General features: G+C 49.6%; 20 protein-coding genes and 2 pseudogenes. 4 read left to right on the forward strand and 18 right to left on the reverse strand.

All coding sequences use genetic code 11. The annotated features are described in order from the left end of the window. Positions 1-9 precede the first annotated feature (9 nt). Genes otnI through ltnD form a run of 4 tightly spaced genes read right to left on the reverse strand, consistent with a single transcriptional unit; the run spans position 10 to position 3,560 of the window. A complete protein-coding gene (gene otnI, locus ACX9GV_RS16435; RefSeq protein WP_473196227.1) occupies positions 10-783 on the reverse strand; it encodes a 2-oxo-tetronate isomerase in 774 nt (257 codons plus the stop codon). Next, complete coding sequence (gene otnC, locus ACX9GV_RS16440; protein ID WP_023491157.1) at positions 780-1,412, reverse strand: 3-oxo-tetronate 4-phosphate decarboxylase; 633 nt, start codon at positions 1,410-1,412, stop codon at positions 780-782. Before otnC ends, otnI begins: the two co-directional genes overlap by 4 nt. Then, complete coding sequence (gene otnK, locus ACX9GV_RS16445) at positions 1,405-2,655, reverse strand: 3-oxo-tetronate kinase (protein WP_473196228.1); 1,251 nt, start codon at positions 2,653-2,655, stop codon at positions 1,405-1,407. The genes otnC and otnK overlap by 8 nt, the downstream gene beginning before the upstream one ends. After that, positions 2,652-3,560 (reverse strand): L-threonate dehydrogenase, encoded by a 909-nt coding sequence (gene ltnD / locus ACX9GV_RS16450; RefSeq protein WP_473196229.1) that lies wholly within the window; start codon positions 3,558-3,560, stop codon positions 2,652-2,654. Before ltnD ends, otnK begins: the two co-directional genes overlap by 4 nt. A 254-nt stretch (positions 3,561-3,814) precedes the next feature. On the opposite strand from ltnD, the gene ACX9GV_RS16455 reads away from it, so the two are divergent. Then, on the forward strand, positions 3,815-4,576 hold the full coding sequence (locus ACX9GV_RS16455; protein WP_473196230.1) for a DeoR family transcriptional regulator: 762 nt from the start codon (positions 3,815-3,817) through the stop codon (positions 4,574-4,576). Between the two features lie 194 nt (positions 4,577-4,770). Here ACX9GV_RS16455 and ACX9GV_RS16460 read toward each other — a convergent pair whose 3' ends face one another. The 3 genes from ACX9GV_RS16460 to udp form a co-directional block, all read right to left on the reverse strand. Then, on the reverse strand, positions 4,771-5,301 hold the full coding sequence (locus ACX9GV_RS16460; protein ID WP_473196231.1) for a DedA family protein: 531 nt from the start codon (positions 5,299-5,301) through the stop codon (positions 4,771-4,773). A gap of 59 nt (positions 5,302-5,360) precedes the next feature. After that, positions 5,361-6,143, reverse strand: coding sequence for a tyrosine-protein phosphatase (locus tag ACX9GV_RS16465; RefSeq protein ID WP_473196232.1), 783 nt, complete (start codon positions 6,141-6,143; stop codon positions 5,361-5,363). A 266-nt stretch (positions 6,144-6,409) separates the two neighbouring features. Continuing rightward, complete coding sequence (udp, locus tag ACX9GV_RS16470) at positions 6,410-7,171, reverse strand: uridine phosphorylase (protein WP_023491164.1); 762 nt, start codon at positions 7,169-7,171, stop codon at positions 6,410-6,412. A 342-nt stretch (positions 7,172-7,513) separates the two neighbouring features. On the opposite strand from udp, the gene ACX9GV_RS16475 reads away from it, so the two are divergent. Further along, positions 7,514-8,350, forward strand: coding sequence for a dienelactone hydrolase family protein (locus tag ACX9GV_RS16475; protein ID WP_473196233.1), 837 nt, complete (start codon positions 7,514-7,516; stop codon positions 8,348-8,350). 197 nt (positions 8,351-8,547) lie between these two features. Here the strand turns inward: ACX9GV_RS16475 and ACX9GV_RS16480 are convergent, their stop codons facing one another. Both ACX9GV_RS16480 and metE read right to left on the reverse strand, forming a co-directional pair. After that, the gene (locus tag ACX9GV_RS16480; protein ID WP_473196234.1) at positions 8,548-9,006 is read right to left on the reverse strand and encodes a DUF6097 family protein; all 459 of its coding nucleotides are present in this window, start codon (positions 9,004-9,006) and stop codon (positions 8,548-8,550) included. 212 nt (positions 9,007-9,218) lie between these two features. After that, a complete protein-coding gene (metE, locus tag ACX9GV_RS16485) occupies positions 9,219-11,495 on the reverse strand; it encodes a 5-methyltetrahydropteroyltriglutamate--homocysteine S-methyltransferase (protein WP_023490483.1) in 2,277 nt (758 codons plus the stop codon). 104 nt (positions 11,496-11,599) lie between these two features. On the opposite strand from metE, the gene metR reads away from it, so the two are divergent. Beyond that, the gene (metR, locus tag ACX9GV_RS16490) at positions 11,600-12,532 is read left to right on the forward strand and encodes an HTH-type transcriptional regulator MetR (RefSeq protein WP_473196235.1); all 933 of its coding nucleotides are present in this window, start codon (positions 11,600-11,602) and stop codon (positions 12,530-12,532) included. Positions 12,533-12,541: 9 nt separating this feature from the next. Here the strand turns inward: metR and ACX9GV_RS16495 are convergent, their stop codons facing one another. From ACX9GV_RS16495 to ACX9GV_RS16535, 9 genes and pseudogenes are all read right to left on the reverse strand, one after another. Further along, on the reverse strand, positions 12,542-13,399 hold the full coding sequence (locus ACX9GV_RS16495) for a carboxylate/amino acid/amine transporter (RefSeq protein ID WP_473196236.1): 858 nt from the start codon (positions 13,397-13,399) through the stop codon (positions 12,542-12,544). 345 nt (positions 13,400-13,744) lie between these two features. Further along, the gene (locus ACX9GV_RS16500; RefSeq protein ID WP_473196237.1) at positions 13,745-14,257 is read right to left on the reverse strand and encodes a 4Fe-4S binding protein; all 513 of its coding nucleotides are present in this window, start codon (positions 14,255-14,257) and stop codon (positions 13,745-13,747) included. After that, entirely contained in the window at positions 14,254-14,808 is a 555-nt protein-coding gene (locus tag ACX9GV_RS16505; RefSeq protein ID WP_473196238.1) for a molecular chaperone TorD family protein, read from the reverse strand. The genes ACX9GV_RS16500 and ACX9GV_RS16505 overlap by 4 nt, the downstream gene beginning before the upstream one ends. Positions 14,809-14,922: 114 nt before the next feature. After that, on the reverse strand, positions 14,923-15,735 hold the full coding sequence (locus ACX9GV_RS16510) for a dimethyl sulfoxide reductase anchor subunit family protein (RefSeq protein WP_473196239.1): 813 nt from the start codon (positions 15,733-15,735) through the stop codon (positions 14,923-14,925). 3 nt (positions 15,736-15,738) lie between these two features. Then, positions 15,739-16,356, reverse strand: a complete 618-nt coding sequence (locus ACX9GV_RS16515) for a DMSO/selenate family reductase complex B subunit (RefSeq protein ID WP_473196240.1) — start codon at positions 16,354-16,356, stop codon at positions 15,739-15,741. Between the two features lie 11 nt (positions 16,357-16,367). Then, positions 16,368-18,329 (reverse strand): annotated as a pseudogene (locus ACX9GV_RS16520) (DMSO/selenate family reductase complex A subunit); the annotation flags it as partial. A 21-nt stretch (positions 18,330-18,350) separates the two neighbouring features. Continuing rightward, positions 18,351-19,634 carry an IS4 family transposase gene (locus ACX9GV_RS16525; protein WP_473195461.1) on the reverse strand — a complete coding sequence of 428 codons (1,284 nt, stop codon included), beginning with the start codon at positions 19,632-19,634 and terminating at the stop codon, positions 18,351-18,353. 115 nt (positions 19,635-19,749) lie between these two features. Beyond that, a pseudogene (locus ACX9GV_RS16530) lies at positions 19,750-20,235 on the reverse strand (molybdopterin-dependent oxidoreductase); the annotation flags it as partial. Positions 20,236-20,407: 172 nt separating this feature from the next. Beyond that, positions 20,408-21,025 carry a LysE family translocator gene (locus ACX9GV_RS16535; RefSeq protein ID WP_473198054.1) on the reverse strand — a complete coding sequence of 206 codons (618 nt, stop codon included), beginning with the start codon at positions 21,023-21,025 and terminating at the stop codon, positions 20,408-20,410. A gap of 115 nt (positions 21,026-21,140) precedes the next feature. Between ACX9GV_RS16535 and ACX9GV_RS16540 the strand changes: the two genes are divergently transcribed. Beyond that, complete coding sequence (locus tag ACX9GV_RS16540; RefSeq protein ID WP_116728753.1) at positions 21,141-21,605, forward strand: Lrp/AsnC family transcriptional regulator; 465 nt, start codon at positions 21,141-21,143, stop codon at positions 21,603-21,605. Positions 21,606-21,782 lie beyond the last annotated feature (177 nt).

A 21,782-nucleotide genomic window follows, 5' to 3' on the forward strand; every position in this document is an offset into this window, starting at 1 on the left:
GTAGGGTGGTTATTGCTGTCTCAGCCAGGACAGACCTTCTTGGGTATTGCCTCTGGGGTTATATTCACAGCCGATCCAGTCGTGGTAGCCCACCTGCGCCAGTACCTTGAACAAGTGCGGATAGGCTATCTCCCCCTCGTCCGGTTCATGACGATCAGGCACTGAGGCTATCTGAACATGGCCAATAGCCGGCCCCAACTTGCCAATGAGGCGAGTCAAGTCACCGTCCATGATCTGCGCGTGATAGAGATCAAGCTGCACGGCCACGTTGGGCCGGTCTATCTCCTGCACCAGCGCTAAGGCATCAAGTTGGTGGGACAGAAAATAGCCAGGTACGTCCCTATCGTTGAGTGGCTCAAGCAACACTTTGATGCCGTCTTCCGCCAGAAAATCGGCCGCAAAACGGATGTTGTCGATCAAGGTCTGCCGGTGAGCTGCCAGGTTGTAGGCTGTATCGACGATGCCACTCATGGCATGCACCTTGGTACAACCTAAGGCACGGGCGTAGTCGCGCACGGTCGGCAAGTGGGCACGAAATTCCGCTTCCCGCCCTGGGATGGCGGCCATACCGCGCTCCCCTGCCGCCCAGTCACCCGGAGGCATATTGAACAGCGCTTGGCTAAGGCCGTACTGCTGCAACTGCTGGGCTAATTCGGCGGCAGGCCACTGATAGGGAAACAGAAACTCAACTGCGTCGAAGCCAGCTTGGCGGGCGGCTGCAAAACGCTCCAGAAAAGGCAGTTCGGTAAATAACATGGTCAGATTGGCGGCAAACTTGCTCATGGTTTCAGCTTCCTCAATTCATTGATCTCAGGCTCACTCAAATAACGGATCTGCTGGCCTTGCAGCAGTAGAGAGAGGCGGGCCGTCTCCTCCAACTCCTCCATGTTGTTAACTGCATCAATCAAATTTTTGCCGGTTACCACCGGGCCGTGGTTCGCCAGCAAGAAGGCGTTGCCATCAGCAGCACGGCGCCCTAGCTCCTCGGCGATACGGGCATCTCCCGGTTTGTAGTAGGGGATGAGTGGCAACTGGCCGACCCGCATCACGTAATAAGGCGTGAAGGGGCGGATCACGTTAGCTGGGTCCAATCCCTCCAGGCAGGAGATGGCGGTCAGATAGGTGCTATGGAGATGAACCACTGCTTGGCAAGCGGGGTTGTTATGATAGATGGCCAGGTGGAAGGACACCTCTTTGGAGGGACGATCGCCGCCCAAGTGCTCGCCACTCATGCTCACTGTCGAGAGGCGTGCCGGATCGAGTCGACCTAGGCAAGATCCAGTCGGCGTGGCGAGCAAGGTGCCATCGGGTAATTTGGCCGAGAGGTTACCCGCACCGCCAGTCGCATAACCACGCTCAAAGAGGGATGCGCCTAGCATCACCATCGTGTCGCGCAAGGCCTGTTCAGTCATGAAAAAACTCCTGTGCTCGGCTGAAGAACGTCTCATCACCAAAATTGCCTGATTTAAGGGCCAGTGACAGAGGGGCATCAGTCGCCCTCACCCATGGAACACCGGGGGCTATCTGGGGGCCAATATGGAAAGCGGCGATGCCAAGCGCCTGAGTGATCCGGCTCGATGTTTCGCCGCCAGCGATGATAAAGCGATCCACACCGGCATCTCGCAGCAGCACGGCCACTTGGGCAAAACAGTGTTCTACCGCCTCACTCGCCGCCTCTCGTCCATAACGAGCCTGAATGGCAGCAAGTTCGGACGGGCTAGTGGTGGCATGGATCATCGGTGCCGGAGTCGCTGACTGGCTCAATACCCAACGAGCCAACTCAGCGGGGTAATCGGAGCGATTCAGGCAGGCCGATACATCAAGGGCCAATGACGGTGCCGTTGCCCGATAACAAGCGACCTGGCGGTTAGTCATTTCGGAGCAAGAACCGGACAGTACTACAGCCCGTTTACCAAGCGGACGACCCGCCTGACGCGCTGCGGCCTGGTTGCCGCTACTCAACAACCGCGCCAAGCCAATAGCCAGCCCAGAACCGCCGGTCACCAATGGCATGTCGATGGCGGCGGCGGCAATATCCAGCAGGTGCTGTTCGGTGAGAGTATCAACCACCGCGTAGCGCACCCCTTCAGCAGCCAACTGCTCAAAAGCCTGTTCAATGGCCTGAGGCCCCTGAGCGATGGTAGTAAAGGGAACCAGACCAGCTCGCCCTTGAGTTTGAGCCTCCATCAATCTCAGCAGGTTGCTGTCAGTCATGGGGGTGATGGGGTGATGGCGCATGCCGGACTCGGACAATGGCTGGCTGCCGACAAACAGGTTGCCCTGATAAACAGTACGGCCGTTAACCGGCAGTGCTGGGCAGATCAGAGTAAACTGACTGTCCAGTGCATCCAATAAGGCATCAGTGACTGGGCCGATGTTGCCAGCCGCCGTGCTGTCGAAGGTGGAACAATATTTCTGATAGATGCGTGGGCAACCCCGCGCCTTGAGCCACTCGAGGGCAGCCAGGGAGTCGCGTACCGCCTCGTGGGCTGGACAGGAACGACTCTTGAGGCTGATCACCACCGCATCAACGCCTGTCAGATCGGCTTCTGCTGGGATGCCAGAAAACTGAATCGTCGCCAAGCCGTTTTCTACCAGAAAACCGGCGATGTCAGTGGCTCCGGTGAAATCATCTGCAATTACGCCCAGTTTCATGCGGTGCCCTCGCTGTTTGGCAAGGTAATACCATCAAAAATCTTGATGACCGCGCTATCGTCTTCTTTGCCGTAACCGGCGTTGCTGGCGGCGAGGAACATATTAAGTGCCGTACTCGCCAGCGGCAGCGGAAAATGCAGATCCCGTGCGGTATCGGCCACCAAATTGAGATCCTTGACGAAAATGTCAACCGCAGAGCGGGCCTGATAGTCACCTGTCAGTACTCGTGCCATACGGTTTTCGAACATCCAAGAGTTGCCAGCAGCGTGAGTCACCACGTCATACATCAAATCGAGAGAGATATCTGCTCGGCTTGCCAGGGCCATGGCTTCAGCGGCCACCGCAATGTGCACCCCAGCCAGCAATTGATGGATGATCTTCACCGTGCTCCCTTGTCCCGGCTCACTGCCGACTCGATAGACCTTACCAGCCACGGCATCAAGCACCGGCTGCAAGCGTTCGAAAGCTTCATCGCAGCCAGCCGCCATAACCGTCATTTCACCGGACTCGGCCTTAACTGCACCACCAGAAACGGGAGCATCCAGCATCAGCAGACCTAAGGCGGTTAGTTCACGGGCCAAAGCGGCTGCGTCGTCGGCTGCAATGGTGGAAGAGACCATGACGCCGGTTCCTGGTTTGAGGTGAGCAGCCAGGCCATTGTCACCAAATAGGATCTGGCGTACCTGAGCGGCGTTGACCACCAGCAGCAGGACTGCATCCAGCGTCTCCGCCAAGGGGCGGGCATCATCCACGACCGCTGTCGCACCGGCACTTTGCAACTGTTCACGGGCTTTCGCCGAAAGATCAACACCATAAGTGGCAAGCCCGGCCCGCAGGCAGGAGCGAGCGGCTCCCATACCCATGGCCCCTAAGCCGATGATGGCTACGTGGTAAGGTCTACTCATCTGTCTATTCCTCAATTACAACGAATGTGTCGATAGTAAGGTTTTACTGTAGCGAAATATCAAGCGGCGATCACAATTTTTAACTGCTTGCATGTTAAATTTTGTGATAATTGCGGTTTTGATAGAGAAATGATGGCTTGAATAGCCTAAGACTGTGAATTTACGTGAATCACAAACAGAAATACGGTTTTTTATCAAAATTTCCCGTCCTGATGGGATAATATGAGATATCGTTTTATCGTTACGGATTGCCCATGATCCCCGTAGAAAGACAACAACAGATCCTGCACCTGCTGGCCGAACGCGGTGCTATCAGCATCGTGGAGTTGACTGAGCGGCTGGAGGTCTCCCACATGACCATCAGACGCGATATCCAGAAACTGGAAGAAAAAGGGCGAGTTCTCTCCGTCTCGGGAGGCGTTAGTCTCTCCCAGCGCATCAAGAGCGAACCCACCCATGCGGATAAACGCGGCTTGATGCAAGAGGCCAAGCTAGCCATTGCACGTAGCGCCGCCGCCCAAGTTGCCGAAGGCCGTACCATCTATCTTGACGCCGGCACCACCTCTCTCGAACTGGCCCGTGAACTGGCACCGCGGGAAGATCTGATGATAGTGACCAATGACTTCATGGTCTGTGCTTATCTCATCGATCACTTTCGCGGGCGTCTTTACCATACAGGTGGCCAAGTCATTCGGGAGAACCAGTCCTGCGTCGGCGAGGCGACAGCCCATTTCTTGAGCAACCTGCATCTCGATATCGCATTTCTGTCCTCTTCCTCTTGGGATGTTATGGGAATCTCCACCCCCAGTGAGCAGAAGGTGCCGGTCAAACGTGCCGTGGTAGAGGCAGCCGCCACACGCATTCTTATCTGCGACTCCTCGAAATATGGCAAAGTGGGGACCTTCAAGGTTGTTGGCTGGGAGGTGATCGATCAGGTAATCACCGATGGGCAGCTACCTGAAAGTGCCCGTGACATGCTAGCCCAGCACGGCGTTAAGCTCACACTGGTACCCTGAACGCTTAACTAGAGGATAATGGGGAGTTCTTAGGCTTTCTCTACTTGTCATCAATCAGGCCGTAGGCGGTTAGCGACGCTCGTGAGCCTGCGTGACAAGGTTATCGTTACCCAAGTTCAATGAAATTGCAGGGCAAAACAACAGTGGGGTAGTTCAGTGACACAGCATCAGTAGCATGGTCAGGGTAACGTATCTTACCCCATCCACTGGCTGAGCCACTTTATGCCAAATGCGCCCGGAGCCAGGATACCAAATGCCCAAATTAACGCCGAAGTGATATTGGCAATCTGAAACAAGGTTTGTGGCATGGCACAGATCCCACCCACCAGTGGCACCACCGAGCGCAACGGACCGAAGAAACGGCCAAAAAAGATGCCCAATACGCCCCAACGTTCAAAAAACGCATGCCCTCGCACCAATAATTGCGGATTACGCGACAATGGCCACATCTGAGCCACCCGATCCTGATAGTGATAGCCCACCCAGTAGGAAAGCCAATCACCAAAAAAAGCCCCGGCAACAGCAGCAGCCCAGATTGGCCAGAAGGCGATACCACTTTCGCCAATCAGCGCCCCTAAAGCCAATAAAATGACAGTGGCAGGTAACAATAAAGAGAGGAAAGCCAGCGACTCACCAAATGCCAAAACAAAGACAATCGGCACCGCCCAGCCTTGGTGCTGGCGCACCACTTCACTCACCCAGTCAATAATGTCATAGAGGTTCAAGAGTATCCTCCTTTAGAAAGTAACTGTTTCATTTCCCATCGTTTAACCTAAACCGCACGTTATTCCAGATAGAACGCCTGCACACTTTCCCGCTGGCTTGGCCCCAAGCCATATTCTGCCTGCAACCAGTGGTCCGTTGAGCCATATTGCTCACGAATACACCCCAGAGCTGCCGCCAGAAACTCTTCTTTCGCACTGAGTACATAAGCAAACTGCGCCAGGGCAGGGGCATTCAAACGAGTCGCGAGTTGAGCCAGCATCTGTTCACGCACCACCGCCAAGGTGGTTTCCGTCAACAGATAATCTTCCATCACGGTGGCTTCATCCGCCCCTAACGCCAGTAATACCAGCGCGGCCCCCACGCCGGTACGGTCCTTACCCACTGCACAGTGCTGCACAATAGCCCCCCTTTCAGGTTGTACCAGCCATTGTGCCAGTTGATGATAGGCCGCATTGTTGAACGGTAAACGGCGATAAAGTTCTAGCATAAACGCCCGGGCATCAAACTCGGCAAGCAGCTCGCTGGTCAGTTTATCCAGATTGGCATTCACTTCATGGCTGAGGGGATTGGCTGGAATATTTTGGTAATCAACACATTGCCATAGTCTATCGGGTTTAGCCTGCACTTCATCCGCGTCACGGTAATCCAGCACCGCACATACCGGCACCTGGGTCAGGAACTCACAGTCACTTTCACTCAAGCGATCCAAGGAACCCGAACGGAACAGCAGCCCACTTTTGATACGGCGGCCATCGGCCATACTGTTACCACCTAAATCGCGAAAATTGATACCACCATCAAGCGGTACCAGCGAAGGATGCAATAAAGTCTTAGTGGGCATAAACGGCCTCTCACTTATTGTTGGGGGATAACGGCCATCACAGCCAACAAGGCGTCAATCATCGGAAAAACGGACCGACAGTATGATAACAATAAGGGTTACCGTAACAGATTAGCGTTGAATGGTGAACGGACTGGCGTGTTAGTGGCCCAAAGAAAACCAGCCCCACCAAGGTGAACCTCAATGACACTCCATCGCCATTCAAGCTACAGAACAAAAACACTTCGCCTTTTTATCCTGCAACTTGAATCAACTTGGGTGTCGTATTACAGCAAACGGCGAGCGGCTTCCACCACGATTTTCACCGCCTGACTTTCAGTTTTTTGCATGGTTTGCGCATCCGGGATCTCCTGCTGGGTACGGTTGACAATCACACCGGCCACCATCCCTGCGCGCAATCCCTGGCTGGCACACATGGTCAGTAGAGTGGCGGATTCCATTTCGTAGTTCATCACCCCCATCGATTGCCACTCTGCCATAGAACCTTTGAAATGACTCACCACACGCCCCGAGTAGGTATCGTAACGCTCCTGACCTGGGTAGAAGGTATCCGAAGAGGCCGTAATGCCGATATGGGTGGTTGCACCGCAGGCCTTGGCGGCGTCAACTAGCGCTGTGGTACAGTCAAAATCCGCCACTGCCGGGAACTCCATCGGGGCAAAGTGCAGGCTGGCACCATCAAGGCGAACCGCTGCCGTGGTGACCAACACATCGCCAACATTGATATTGGTTTGAATCGCTCCCGTAGTCCCGATACGCAAGAAAGTGCGAATACCCAATTGCGCCAACTCTTCAACCGCAATAGAGGTAGAGGGACCACCAATACCGGTGGAACACACAATCACCGCCTTACCCTCCAGCTCGGCACGCCAGGAGGTAAATTCACGATGGGAAGCCAGATGCACTGCCTTGTCCATCAGCTTGGCAATTTTCTCCACGCGCTGCGGGTCACCAGGAACAATGGCCAGCGTCGCTCCTTGTAAATCATTTTTTGTCAGGCCAAGATGGAAAACATCAGATTGTGACATGGGTAGCTCCTTATAAAGTGGGCATAGGAGGAGGAAAAGCTCACTTTACTGAAAATCCTTTGAAAATTGAGTGATCATAATCACCATTAAAAAAGAAACAAAAACCAATCTACATTATTACTGTGAAATTAATCACACCAAATGCTAAGTCTACCCATTGTGATGATTCAGTTGGTTTATTTTTTGGCTCATCTTGTTAACCCATCAACAACACAAAATACCCCCCCATACCCATATAAGTGGTAACTTGGCCTATAGTTATAGCCAAAGTTAACACCAAAGTTATAGCCAAGTTGATTAATCCCCGTTGCGTTTTCCTCTCGATACCGCATGGAGCCTGCAATGAAAGCTGAACCTGAAATAACACTACAACCAGCCAAAGGGGGATTCACCCCTGCGGTAGCGCCTTTAGCAACCTCAACCATCCTGAGCGATGATCACCAAATTCATGTTGGAGAGACCACCATTCCCTCACAAGAGGACCTCCTCCCTGCCTATATCGCTAAACCGGCCAACCACTCGGGTCCATTACCGGTCATTTTAGTGGTACAGGAGATCTTTGGAGTACATGAACATATTCAGGACCTGTGTCGCCGCCTGGCAAAACAGGGTTATCTGGCGATTGCGCCAGAACTCTATTTCCGCCAAGGGGATGCCCGACAGTACAGTGAAATCAGTGAGCTAATAGAGCAACTGGTGAGTCAAGTTCCGGACAGCCAAGTTCTGGCGGACCTGGATAACACCTTCAACTGGGCAATCCGTCATGGTGGTGATGCCAGTAAACAGGCAATCACCGGTTTCTGCTGGGGAGGGCGGATTACCTGGTTGTATGCGGCTCACAATCCTCAGTTAAAAGCTGCCGTGGCCTGGTATGGCAAGTTGGTGGGGGGAAAAACCGCACTTTCGCCGAAACACCCGGTTGATATCGCTACCCACCTTTCTGCACCGGTGCTTGGTCTGTACGGTGGTCAAGACAGCAGTATTCCACAAGATACCGTGGAAACTATGCGGCAGGCGATCCGCGCCGCCAATGCCGATGCTGAAATCGTGGTGTACCCGGAGGCCGGTCATGCCTTCCTGGCAGATTACCGCCTGAGCTATGACGCCGCCGCGGCAACCGACGGCTGGCAACGTATGCTGAAATGGTTTACCCAGCATGGGGTCGTCGGCGTCAAATAACCCACAGGGGCAAACTTGCCCCTGTATTTTTATGGTTAGACCAAGGTCAATGAACCGAACGCCCCTTGCCAGTCGCACTCAAATTTTCCCACTGCAGACAGTATGGCCAAGGCACTGACCATACTGTCTACAAGCCACTCGAATTATGTTATGCATAAATGCGTCATACCATTCGAATGGTTCTATATAATTTGCTCTCACTTATTGATTTTATTGACGAATTGATCTATCACAGCCATCATCATGTTTTTTTCTTTTTTATTTAAAAAATAAAAATAAAGAATAAGCCCGAAAAAAACCAAAGCATAAATTATGATTACCGGAAGATACGTCATAAAATTAGAAAATGTCAAACTTGGTTCTATTACTGATAGCAGGTCGACACCAAAAAAATTGGTGTACTTAGTCAAATAAAGTAAAATACTGGCAATAAGAATTGGTAAGGCAAGCACGCCAGTCCATATGTTCACCTTGTTCTTTTTTGCATTAATGGCTGAATATTCACTCCCGTGTAAATATTTTTCCAACTCTATCACTTGGCTATCTAATTCATCTTTTGATGCTATTGGCAGCCTATTGTCTTCAAGAATATAATGTATTTCTTTCAATAACTGACCATTAGATGTTGACTCCATTAATATATTTATATTACCCATAAACCACTCCGTGTATATTATTTTATTTACTCTATACAGATTATATCCCCGTCGTCAATCAAGTTCATATAGCGCTGATTCCGAAAATGCAAGGCTCAGATGAGCCGACTCACACAAAAGCCCCAGTCACAGAGTCGGCTCTATGACTGGGGTAAATAAAGACAGACACTGAGGTCTACCCAAAAACAGCGATTATCTTGCTACTTGCCCGATTAAATCTGCTGCTCACGCAAACGTCGAGCGGCCTGGACCATATTAGCCAATGACTGACGCGTTTCTGGCCAAGCACGGGTTTTTAAGCCGCAATCAGGATTAACCCACAAACGTTCTGCCGGAATATTCTGCGCCGCTTTACGTAACAGGGTTTCAATCCACTCTACGCTCGGTACATTAGGTGAATGAATATCATATACCCCTGGCCCGATCTCGTTCGGATAATCAAACTCTTTAAATACCTCTAGCAAATCCATATCAGAACGGGAGGTTTCGATGGTAATCACGTCCGCATCCAGTGCAGCAATCGCTTCCATAATGTCGTTAAACTCGCAATAACACATATGGGTGTGGATCTGGGTGTCATCTCGCGCCACCGCAGCATTCAGTTTAAAAGCATCCACCGCCCACTTCAGATACGCCGCCCAATCAGATTGACGCAGCGGTAAACCTTCACGTAATGCAGGCTCATCGATCTGAATAATACCGATCCCGGCTTTTTCCAAATCCGCCACCTCATCACGCAATGCCAGGGCAATCTGTTTGGCAATCACTTCGCGCGTCACATCTTCACGGGGGAATGACCAGCAAAGAATGGTCACCGGTCCGGTCAACATGCCTTTCACCGGTTTGTCAGTCAGCGACTGGGCAAATTTGGCCCACTCCACCGTAATGGCTTGTGGACGACTGATATCACCAATGATCACCGGCGGTTTCACACAGCGGGAACCGTAGCTTTGTACCCAACCGTTTTGGGTAAAAACAAAGCCATCAAGGTGTTCGCCGAAGTATTCCACCATATCGTTACGTTCAGCCTCACCATGCACCAACACATCCAGCCCCAAACGTTCCTGTTCAACGATGGCTTGTTTGATGTGTTCACCGATGCTGGTACGGTAATGTTTGCTATCCAGGCGCCCTTGTTTGAAATCCAGGCGCAGACTGCGAATTTCAGTGGTCTGAGGGAAGGAGCCGATGGTGGTGGTGGGCCAGGCAGGCAAGTTAAAACGATCACGCTGAGCCTGAGCACGTTGCACATAAGGGTGCTGGCGCTCACTATCTTTGCCGGTAATGGCGGCCAAGCGCTTTTCAACCTGAGCATTATGCACCCGGCTTGATTGGCGGCGAGCGCGAATTGGCGCACTGTAAGCGTCCAGTTCCACTTGCTGGCCTACTCCTGGCGCATTCAAGGCATGACTGAGCAATGCCAGCTCGGCACACTTTTGCAAGGCGAAAGCAAACCAGCTCTTTACCTCGCTATCCAAACGGCTTTCTACGCTTAAATCAATCGGGCTGTGCAACAGTGAGCAAGACGTACCTATCCACAACGGACGCGTGTTGAGCAACGGTTGCAGGCGTTCAAACCAGTGGCTCAAATCAGCCCGCCAAACGTTGCGACCATTAATTACCCCCAGTGAAAGCAACCACTCTTTCGGCAACTCATGATGTAGCTTAACGGGGTCATCATTTCCTGCCACCAGATCCACATGCAACCCTTGCACCGGCAGAGTACGCAGGGTTTCAAGGTTATGACTCACGCTATCAAAGTAAGTGGTCAATAGCAGTTTGACCGGCCCTTGCAAGGCGTCATAGGCCGGTTTAAAGGCAGCCAACCAATCCTGCGGCAATGCCAACACCAGCGCCGGTTCATCAATCTGCACCCATTCAATGCCGCGTTTAGCCAGCTCAGCCAGTACTTGCTGGTAAACCGGCAAAATATCCGTCAGCAATGACAGGCGATCAAACGGTTCCCCCTTCACTTTGCCCAACCACAGATAGGTCAGCGGGCCCAACAAGACAGGTTTGATTTTATGCCCCAAAGCCAAGGCTTCATCCACCTCATCCAACAGTTGAGTCCAACCCAGTTTGAATTGCTGGCCTTGGGTAAACTCCGGCACGATGTAGTGATAGTTGGTGTTAAACCATTTGGTCATTTCTGCTGCAGCGGCGGGTTGACCGGTGGGCGCACGGCCACGAGCAATACGAAACAGGGTATCGAGATCGATGGAGCCATCGCTATTTTGGTGACGAGATGGCACATTGCCCAAGAGTAAGCTGGTGGTCAACACATGGTCATACCAGGCAAAGTCCCCCACCGGTAGCAAATCCACCCCCGCCAATTTTTGCTGTTGCCAATGACGAGCACGCAGTTCGCGGCCAGTCGCCAGCAGCTCTTCCTGCGTGGCATTCCCTGCCCAGTAACTTTCTTGCGCTTTTTTGAGTTCACGGCGCAAACCAACGCGTGGAAAACCCAGTGTGTGATTCAGAATTGCCATTGTCATACCCTCATTTAGCCATCCAGATGTTTACACATCCATAATCTGCGGGTACTGTATTAACCACAAGCGCAATTTGCTCACTGTCATTGTGAAGGACTCTCATGATCGAACTGAAACACTTACGGACGTTACAAGCCCTGCGTAACACCGGCTCACTGGCTGCGGCTGCTGCGCAACTCCATCAGACACAATCGGCGCTGTCGCATCAGTTTAGCGATCTGGAACAACGTCTGGGCTTCAAACTGTTTGTTCGTAAAAGTCAGCCACTGCGCTTTACCCCACAAGGTGAGATCCTGTTGCAACTGGCAGAACAGGTGCTGCCGCAGATCCAGCAGGCGCTACAGGCCTGCCATGAGCCCCATCAAGCCGCATTGCGCATTGCCATCGAATGCCATAGTTGTATTCAATGGTTGACCCCGGCGCTAGATAACTTCAGTAGCCGTTTCCCGCAGGTGATGATTGATTTCAAATCCGGCGTCACTTTTGATCCGCAACCGGCGCTGCAACAAGGTGAACTGGATGTGGTGTTAACTTCCGATATCCTGCCGCGTAGCGGGCTGCATTATTCACCGCTGTTTGATTTTGAAGTGCGCCTGATCTTGGCCCCCGACCATCCCTTAGCCAATAAACCCCATATCGAACCACAGGATCTCGGTGACGAAACACTGATGATCTATCCGGTACAGCGCCAACGGCTGGATATCTGGCGGCATTTTCTGCAACCGGCAGGCATTAGCCCAGCATTGAAGAACGTGGATAACACGCTGCTATTGATTCAGATGGTTTCAGCGCGTATGGGGATCGCCGCACTTCCACACTGGGTCGTGGAAAGTTTTGAACGCCAAGGCCTGGTGGTGACCAAAACCCTCGGCGAGGGTTTGTGGAGCCGATTATATGCCGCTACCCGTGATGGTGAGCAGCGCCAGGCAGTAACCGAAGCGTTTATTCGTTCAGCGGGGCAGCATGCCTGCGAGCATCTGCCCTTTGTGCGCAACGCCATCCATCCCGCTACCAGCCACCAGCAACGGAAATAATCACGGATATTATTTAACTTTGGGCACCACCCAACGGCGGTGTACCCAGAGCGAAGCCACCAGGATCGAAGCACCGACCAAAAAACTGGCCCAATGCAGTTGTTGTTCCCAGATCAATAAGTTGACTAACAAACCTGCCGGAACATGCATATTGTTCATAATGCCAAGGGTGCCCGCATCTACCTGTGTTGCCCCGTAGTTCCACATAAAATAGCCAACCCCAGAAGCCACTACCCCCAACCACAGCAAAATACCCCATTGCAGTGAGGTGGTTGGCAATTGATTGGGGTTACCCCACAAGAACCAGGCCACCACTGACACTGCCACCGCTCCCAAATAAAACCAGGAGAACGCCACAGACTGCGGTAACGGATGCACTTCCATCAGGCGTTTGTAACCCACCAGACCTATGGCAAAGCTGATGTTTGCCGCTTGCACTAATAGCAACCCCCACCAGAAATGATCACTCAGTTGGTGATAGCGAATAATGGCCGCACCCAGTACTGCCAGCAAGGCACTGAACAGATAACTCCAGCAGAGACGACGACGGCTGAGCAGGTCATAAATCAGCGTGATATACAGTGGCGTCAATACCGTAAACAGCAGGAACTCCGGCACTGTCAGGTAGATAAACGCCCGGAAGCTGATCAAGTACATAATGCCAAGCTGAAAAGCACCCACCAGCATATACAGCAAGATCACCTTTAGCGGGATATTGCGCCAACGCAGAAACGGTAAAAAGACCACGGCTGCCAAGCCAACACGCATCAATACTGAAAACCAACTATCAACCTGGCCTGCCAGATATTCGCCGATCAGGCTAAAAGAGAAAGCCCATAAAATGGTGGTAATAACCAGAAGTAACACAACAAATTCACTCTAAAGGATGGAATAAAGCGATTGTAACGGAAGGCAACAGATAAAGTGCCAGAATGTGAGTTTACATCTGTGTATATAGCAAGCAATTATTGCATGGCTGCCCTGCAGTTTGCATAGCGACAGGTTTAAAGCACCATTGGAAAGAAGCTAAATAGCTAAAATGAGCAAATCAACAGCGGCGACAATGTCATCACATAGTTACAAAATAATTCGAGCCCCATAAATCAAGCTACAGTTGTACTGGAGAAAATGATCACGGAGCCTCTTATCGTCCCGACTTAATGACAACTTTCAGGTACTGAAGCAGGCATCTGCAAGTTACTCAGTATATGCTTAATCTCTACATTGCCACATGATGGCATTAGCAGGGCAGTTAGCCCGACAAACACCACAGCCGTTACATAGCGCCGTATCAATTGTCGGTTTTTGTCGTGCAACGCAGCTAATAGCGTGAGTCGGGCAACTCTCAACACATAGCTCACAATATCCCAATAAGCGGCTATGACACTGGTCTGAAAAAAATGGCAATAGGCCCGTGGTTTCTGCGGGTAGTAGTGCCCCTGTTGGGCACGCATTACTGCACTTGTTACACAATAAACAGTGATTGTAATCAAGACAGAGCTCAGGCCAACGTCCATTGAGTTGGATCACAAAATTGGGGCATGACACAACACATAAACCACAACCATCACATAACTCACGAAACTTATCTTCAGCTAACGCTCCCGGTGGTCTAGCTACGCTATCAATAACAAATGACTCTCCCTTACGTTCAGGGGGACGACCCCGACCAAGCAGGGTCGATAGAAAATCCCGTCGACTAAAATTACGAAGCCTTTTGCTCATGAAGATAGGACCTCAGACCTCATTTCAGCAATAAAATGTTGTGCCAATGTAGCGAGAGAATGGTAGAACTCGCCAGCCAAAGTGGCAGACTTTAATTGTTGTAAATAGAGACCAGCCCAAGGAAACAGATGCTCATTGAGAAGCTCTAACGCTGTGGCCTCTCGCTCTTGTTCCAGCAGATAAGCCAGTGCAAGCAACATTAAACCAAAGTGATCCTCAGGTTCATTACCTGCCAGTCGAGGCGCTATTCCGTTACGCCTTAGGAAGTGACGATAATTGAGGGTACTACAGCCCATCACAATACGCTCAGGATCCAAGTAAACAGAACCCCATGGCGGTGCCTGCATATCCCCCAACCCTTCAAATAATAAACTAAATGTCTCTGGCTGCGGTTGTGCAGTATGTTGGGAAATATTTTGGATCACCTCCGGGTGTTGCCATGGGAAATAATTTGCTAATTGCGGTAGGTCACGTAAGGCACATTGCGCGATTTCACTATCGGGAGGGTAATAAAATAAGCAGCCAAGAATACGGGGAACAATGGCTAACATAAAATTTCCTTTATATCGTTCAAAGTAAATCAGCTTAAAGGGTAACACTTTGAACTGTCCCCTTTAGGCTGAAAAAAACATCATCTTTTATGCTCTACGTAACGAAGTAATAGACTACATAGTAATCCACCAAAGGTTATAAAAAGTGATCCGTGATGCCAACTCACCTAATAATACGACACCAGCAATACTTAAATATATTGGTGTAGATACTTGTCGCTTCACAATACTCCACAAAGCTGCCAATAAAGCTACTATGACTGCAAAAATATAGCCATACCAAAATAGAGTTTGAGCATCCATTAAATGCGGAACCTGCTCATGCAAAAATGTCATATAGCCAGCACGAGTAGCCAGTGAAATAGCGCCACCAGTAATAACGGATAGACTACCAAGTTTTCTTACACCCAAAGCTAATGCGCACATACCACCACTAATTAATACCGTTAACCAAAGATGTAGTGATGTGTAATAGCTATTCCATGCAGGCACAGTATCAAGTTGATAAACCTGCGTAATTGACCATGCAAAAGCTAACCCAAATAACACCGCGAGCCCATTTATTCTTTGATGTAACTTATCACTCACATTCAAACCAAAACTCTTTTGCAATCGTAATCGTAGCCAAGGTATCGCCAAGGCAATAGTCAGTAATGTAAAACCAAAAAACAGGCCACTTAATACAATCTCATTACTCATCGGAGAACGAAAAAGACCAAATAGCATATTAGCCGCCCGTAGTGGCTGCCCCATATGTAAGCCGCCAATCCCCATTCCAATCATCAACAAGAACAACGAAACCACATTACTCTTATTACGCTGTTCAAGGGTGATTTGTCCCATTAGTGCCGCCAAAAAAGCTAACAGCATCATGCCAACTGCGGTCTGTCCTAACACAGTAAAAAAAACTAAAGGTAATTCATGCATCGTTTAAACCTCACTAGGATTTTGAACCGCACCATGATGATCGCCACTCTTGCGCGCATTTGCGTGCGCTTTGATGACAATATTTGGCTTAGTGAGATTGGGGTCTGGTAATGGTGCAATATCATTTGTATTACCATATTTAGCACGTAATTTTTCAATCTCGCCAAAATCAAGAGCTCGCTGTGGGCACGAATTAACACAGACAGGTTGCAGTCCTTGTGCAACCCGCTCATAGCAACCATCACATTTTGACATTACCTTCTTTTGTTCATCAAATTGAGGTGCACCATAGGGGCAACGCATCTCACAATAACGACAACCGACGCATAGCGTTTGATCTATCACAACCAAGCCATCTTCTGGACGCTTATGCATTGCTCCCGTAGGGCAACCTTTCACGCACGTAGGGTCACTACAGTGATTACAAGAAATAGAAAGATAATAACTAAAGACATCCTGCTGCCAAGCCGCACCGACTCTTTTCCACTCTCCACCACTATATTCATAAATACGACGAAACTTAGGACCTACTTCCAGAGCCTTCTCATCCTTACAACTAACTTGGCACGTCTTACAACCAGTGCATTTTGATGAGTCGACAAAAAAACCATATTGTTTCATTCAGACTCCCCTTAGATGCGTTTAACTTCAACTAAATTAGTATGTTGTGGATTACCTTTGGCTAGTGCCGTTGGTCGCATTGATGTTAAACGGTTAATACAGCCACCGACATCCACTCCCTCACTATTCGTCTGAGCCCAAGTCCCTTCTGGCAAAGTGACAACCCCTGGCATAATTCGTGCTGATACATTAGCCCTGATTCTTAAGCGGCCACGATCGTTAAAAACCTCAACAAAATCGCCGTGGTTAATACCTCGTTCTTTAGCATCAATAGGATTGAGCCAAAGTTCATGAGGCGCCGCCTCTTGCAAGATGGCCACCGATGCATAAGTAGAGTGACAATGGCCTTTAGTATGGTAGCCCGTTAATTGCAGTGGATATTTACTCAGTAGTGTCTTATCTTCGATGCCTTCTATAGATGGCCAATACTCGGGGATAGCTGAAATTTTATCACCAGGTAATAACGTCCATTGCTTCGCTAAATCAGCCAACTGCTCTGAATAAACCTCTATTTTTCCTGATGGTGTTTTTAAGGGATATTGTTCCGGATTATTACGAAAATCTTTTAGTGCAATATGTTCGCTACTATCAGCAATACGACGATCAATGACTCCCATACCATCAGTTTCGGAAAAAGGCGGTAAATGAGGCTCTTTTTGACGGACTTGGTTATAAGCATACTCCACCCATTCTTGATAACTGCGCCCCTCAGTAAAGGCCTCTTTAAGCCCCATTTTGTCAGCGATTTCGGTCAATACATCGTACGTTGGCCGATTTTCCCACATGGGTTCAATGGCTCTTTGCAAGCGGACTAGGTAGTGATAAGAACCTGATTGATAAGAGTTATTAATAAGATCTTCTGATTCTAGTGTCGATACATCTGGCAAGAGTAAATCTGCGTATTTGGCCGTTGTAGTCATGTGGTTGTCCCACACTAAGATAAATTCACACAGCGACTCATCGCGAATCACTTTATCAACCTGGTTCAGGTCGGAGTGTTGGTTCGCCGTAACATTAGATGCATAGTTCCATAAAAACTTCACATTCGTGATTAAGCGCTCACGTCCTAGGATGTAATCTTTTTTATCTGTCATCTCTGTGCCACGGCTGATAGCATCCAGCCAGCTAAAGCAGGGAATCGAGACTTTTACCGGGTTTTTATTACCCATTCCCGCTAACGTATAGGGGACACTTCCACCCCATGTGCCAATATTGGTACCTGGACGCCCAAAATGGCCTGTCATGATGGGTAACATCAAAATAGCTCGTGAAGCCTGTTCCCCCGTTTGCGTACGTTGAACTCCCCACCCTTGCGAAATCCATGCAGCCTTTGCTGCTGCAATTTCACGGGCAAGTTGACGGATTCTGGCTGCCGGAATTTGCGTTAGAACCTCTGCCCACTCTGGTGTTTTTTCAATGCCATCTTCACCTAAACCTAAAATATAAGATTTATAAGACGAGTGAGGCAGTGCACTCGCGGGTAGCGTCTCTTCACTCCAACCAACGGTATATTTATTAAGCATATCCTCATCAATCAATTTCTCCTTGATCAAGGTATGCCCCAATGCGGCGATAAGTGCGGCATCCGTTCCCGGGCGGATAGGCAACCACTCGGCATTAAACCCAGTAACACTATCTGTGCGCCGAGGATCAATAATGATAACTCGCGCACCACTTTGATTAAGCGCGTGATAAATTTCAGCAATCTGTCCACCACCGGACATCCGCGTTTCTGCTAAATTTTGCCCAAACATCACCACGAGATCGGAGTTTTTGATCTCTGCAAATAACGTTTGTTGCTCTGTGCCATAAATATTGCCAGCTTGACCAAACACAAAAGGCTGAATACGGTTCAGTTGTGCTTCTGAATAGGTATTATGCATATCCAAAAAACCACCTGCCAAATTAAGCAGACGTTTACACGTAGTTCTACCTTGTAAATTGGCGCCAGTAGTACCGCTACCATATTGATAATCATACGTAGGTACTTAAGGTCATAAATCACCCACTACAGCACCCGAGTAAATATCTAAGCCCATTGAAAATAATGATGTTTCTTTATCCCGTTTGAGATTTGCTCGTCGCGCATGTTCTGCCAAAAATGCCACTGTAGTACACAGAAAATCCTCTAGAACCACTGGGTTGAGTAAGGCTTCAAGAAGGTTCTGCATCCAGAGTAAGCTGCATCGGGCCACCTTTTGAGTTGAAATACAGACACCTGCAATCAGTCCAGTAGTGAAAGCCACACTCCTCTTTAGTAGAACGGCCAACATACTGCCCCAGACCAGGGTTTGCACAATGTTTTTATCTCGTGTAATGAACGTTTTCAGACCACAAAATGATTTTAACTCTTTGAAAAATAATTCTATCTGCCATCTCATTGAGTAAAGATGACAAATGTCCCATGCAGAAAAGTCACCCCGAGATAAATTGGTGATCAGGTAACCGGTACGTTGGTTCCGTCTATCCCAAAAGGCGATCAGCCGATAGCTTCCAGGACGATTACTCCACTCGAGGCTTAAATCTCGATATTCACCCGGCTCTACGGTTAACTGATTGAACTCACCCTTTTTCAGCTCCATCACGGGTTTACCAAAACAATCCCGAACAATACAGGAATCTGGTTTGAGATTTTTTTTCGCTCGGAAAATGTAGTAACCCCCTGATTGGTTAATGTTATAGCAATAGTTGAGGCTAAAGTAGCCTGCGTCCATCATCACCAAGGTTTCTTTCAATTCATGGGCATAGGGTTGGTATAACCGCTCACTCTCTTTATCGGCATCAATCCCCAGGTAGTTTGCGGTGCCACTCATCAGATCAAGAGTCATATGAAGCTCAATGGCGGCAGGTGCGGTTGGAAATCGCCCCGGGAATACATCCCGAAGGTCAGGATGTAGAGTGAGCGAACTGCCGTCATGTATATGTATATATTTAAATGGAAATTTTTTTGGTAGGTCCTGTTGAAACGGTTGGATTAGCCATTGTGTCATCGCCTCTTCAACCAGTTTTTGCATGAGCCTTGTCAACTGCGGTTTTTTTAATTGATTGTGAAAAGGTTTATAATAAATCAGTGAGTTAGAGATACTTCCCAATGTCCTATGGATGTCAGCCAAATTGGCATGACGCTGATCGCTGAGTGTTCGGACAATGGCAAAAACCATATGGACAGGTTGTACATTACGTAATCGTTGAATAAATTTAAAACTACGAGCTAATTCAAGTAGATAAAAAGGGTTAAACAGGGCTTTTAGCGTATCGCTCAGCGTGGTAATCTTCATAGGTGTCGTGGCCTTGAGTGGACCTTTTTGTGGTGAAAATATCTGATCATAGTCACGGCGCAACTTCAAGTTTTTTCTGATTTTTATCAATGTATTACGCTAAGATCCTACCTATGTATTGATAATAGATAGCTTCATTACCATAAAGACTAATCACCCGCTGTAGTTCATTGGCAACAATTGTCGTTGCTTCATCCCAACTAATACGTTTGAATCTTCCTTCGCCACGTTTACCAATCCGTTTCATTGGATACTTTAAGCGATCGGGATTGTAAGTGCGAAAACGAGCCGAACGACCACGCAAACAGGGACGAATTTGATGTTGACCAAAAATAGCCTCGTTAACACCCTCTTCAGGAGAAATTTTTATCGCTACACCATTACGCACATGAACTTTAAATGGGCAACGACTCCCACAGTTTACTAAGCAAGCACTATAATAGACCCGCTCTTCGTTGAGAGAAGATGCTTTATCTGTTGTTGCAAGTGCATTAAAGGGTAGGCTAAGGGAGCTAGTCGCTATCGCTGCTCCCGAAAGTGCAGCTCCGCTTTGAATAAATTCACGGCGAGTAAATAATTTTTTGAGTTTTAATGCGGACATAACCCCTCCAAAATGTAGGCTTATTATATTAGCATGACGCTTAGCATTTCTTTCTAACGAGCTACTGGGTCTTGACGCAGATTTATTGATAATGATCAATAATAAGAGACCAAGCGATACACTCTGACTGCCTAGATGCAAAAACAATATTCTCTTTTTGTGATTTCATACTTCACAGATCGGATATTTGTCCATGTAGCAACATCCCGGCAATCAATATCATCATCACGCCAGAAACCCGGTTCACCATCCGCGCCGCCTGCGGGCGAGTGGAAAGCACCACGCGGGAGCTGTAGCCCACCAGCAGATAAATAATAGTGCAGGTGAAAAGATGCATGGCTCCCAGCACCGACATCTGCATCGCCACCGGCCAGTTACCATGCGGGTCGGTAAACTGCGGCAGCAGCGCGAGAAACAGCAGAAACACTTTCGGGTTCAGGCCGCTGATGCACAACCCCTTTATCACCAGCCGCTGGCGGTTGGTGGGAGCAATTTCACCGGCGGTTAGCGCGGGCGGATTACGCAAAATGCCGACGCCCAGCCAAAACAGGTACAGGGCACCCAGCAAGGTGATCGCCGAAAGAGCCAGCGGATAACCAGCAATCAGCACGCCCACGCCCGTCACCACAATCACCGTCGCCAGCAAATGCCCGGACATCAACCCGACCACTGCTGGCACAATCCCCCCTCTTTGGATCCCTGTGCTGATGGCATACGCCCAGTCCGCTCCCGGCGTCATGATGAGCAAAAACGAAACCAGCCAGAACCCTGCAACAAAACTCATCTCCACGCGTACTTCCTTCACAACAATGATATTTATCGGCAAAGAAAGAATATCGTTATTGCAACGCAATGAGCTTTCAATATCATGCCTATAAGCGCCCCGCATTGAGAGGATCTTCTAAATGGATAACATTGATCGAAAAATTCTTGCTGAGCTGCAATCTGACGGTCGGCTGTCAATCACCGAGCTCGCGGAACGGGTGAACTTAAGCCTCTCCCCCTGCCACCGTCGCCTACGGGCGCTGGAGGAGAGCGGCGTCATCACCGGTTATCGCGCGAATCTGGATCCGGGGAAGATGGGCTTTAACTTCGTCGCCCTGGTATTTGCCACCCTGCGTGAGGGCGACCGTAAAACGGTCAGCGCCTTTGAACAGGCGGTGGAAGAGATCCCACAGATTGTCCATGCCCAGCGCCTGTTCGGCGATCCTGATTACCTGATGCATGTAGTCACCCGCGATTTGCCCGCGTTCCAGAAACTCTATGACCAGCAGCTCTCCGCTATGCCAGGCGTACAGCATCTGCGCTCTACGCTAGTGATGAAGACGGTAGTGCAGGACAGGTCGTTTCCACTCGACACCCTTCGCTGACGACAAGCGCGGCGCGCGGTAATCGCCCGGCGTGTACTGATGTTCACCTATCAGACCTGCCACTCAGTGCTGACCGGGCACACCAGAGATTGCGTGGTGTCGTGCGGAGGCGAAACGTTGGAAGTGATAAAGCAGTATATCGAGGAGCAAAACACCCCGCTGAGCGAACAGGCCGTG

The sequence above is a fragment of the Serratia sp. 25CWL12 genome (assembly GCF_055790885.1).

Bases quoted from the DNA above. Each gene is read 5' to 3' on its own strand.
- udp (WP_023491164.1), bottom strand. From the start codon at position 7,171: ATGTCACAATCTGATGTTTTCCATCTTGGCCTGACAAAAAATGATTTA.
- ACX9GV_RS16505 (WP_473196238.1), bottom strand. From the start codon at position 14,808: ATGTTAGCCATTGTTCCCCGTATTCTTGGCTGCTTATTTTATTACCCT.
- ACX9GV_RS16455 (WP_473196230.1), top strand. From the start codon at position 3,815: ATGATCCCCGTAGAAAGACAACAACAGATCCTGCACCTGCTGGCCGAA.
- ACX9GV_RS16515 (WP_473196240.1), bottom strand. From the start codon at position 16,356: ATGAAACAATATGGTTTTTTTGTCGACTCATCAAAATGCACTGGTTGT.
- otnC (WP_023491157.1), bottom strand. From the start codon at position 1,412: ATGACTGAACAGGCCTTGCGCGACACGATGGTGATGCTAGGCGCATCC.
- otnK (WP_473196228.1), bottom strand. From the start codon at position 2,655: ATGAAACTGGGCGTAATTGCAGATGATTTCACCGGAGCCACTGACATC.
- metR (WP_473196235.1), top strand. From the start codon at position 11,600: ATGATCGAACTGAAACACTTACGGACGTTACAAGCCCTGCGTAACACC.
- otnI (WP_473196227.1), bottom strand. From the start codon at position 783: ATGAGCAAGTTTGCCGCCAATCTGACCATGTTATTTACCGAACTGCCT.
- ACX9GV_RS16465 (WP_473196232.1), bottom strand. From the start codon at position 6,143: ATGCCCACTAAGACTTTATTGCATCCTTCGCTGGTACCGCTTGATGGT.
- metE (WP_023490483.1), bottom strand. From the start codon at position 11,495: ATGGCAATTCTGAATCACACACTGGGTTTTCCACGCGTTGGTTTGCGC.
- ACX9GV_RS16525 (WP_473195461.1), bottom strand. From the start codon at position 19,634: ATGAAGATTACCACGCTGAGCGATACGCTAAAAGCCCTGTTTAACCCT.
- ACX9GV_RS16480 (WP_473196234.1), bottom strand. From the start codon at position 9,006: ATGGGTAATATAAATATATTAATGGAGTCAACATCTAATGGTCAGTTA.
- ltnD (WP_473196229.1), bottom strand. From the start codon at position 3,560: ATGAGTAGACCTTACCACGTAGCCATCATCGGCTTAGGGGCCATGGGT.
- ACX9GV_RS16500 (WP_473196237.1), bottom strand. From the start codon at position 14,257: ATGAGCAAAAGGCTTCGTAATTTTAGTCGACGGGATTTTCTATCGACC.
- ACX9GV_RS16540 (WP_116728753.1), top strand. From the start codon at position 21,141: ATGGATAACATTGATCGAAAAATTCTTGCTGAGCTGCAATCTGACGGT.
- ACX9GV_RS16510 (WP_473196239.1), bottom strand. From the start codon at position 15,735: ATGCATGAATTACCTTTAGTTTTTTTTACTGTGTTAGGACAGACCGCA.
- ACX9GV_RS16475 (WP_473196233.1), top strand. From the start codon at position 7,514: ATGAAAGCTGAACCTGAAATAACACTACAACCAGCCAAAGGGGGATTC.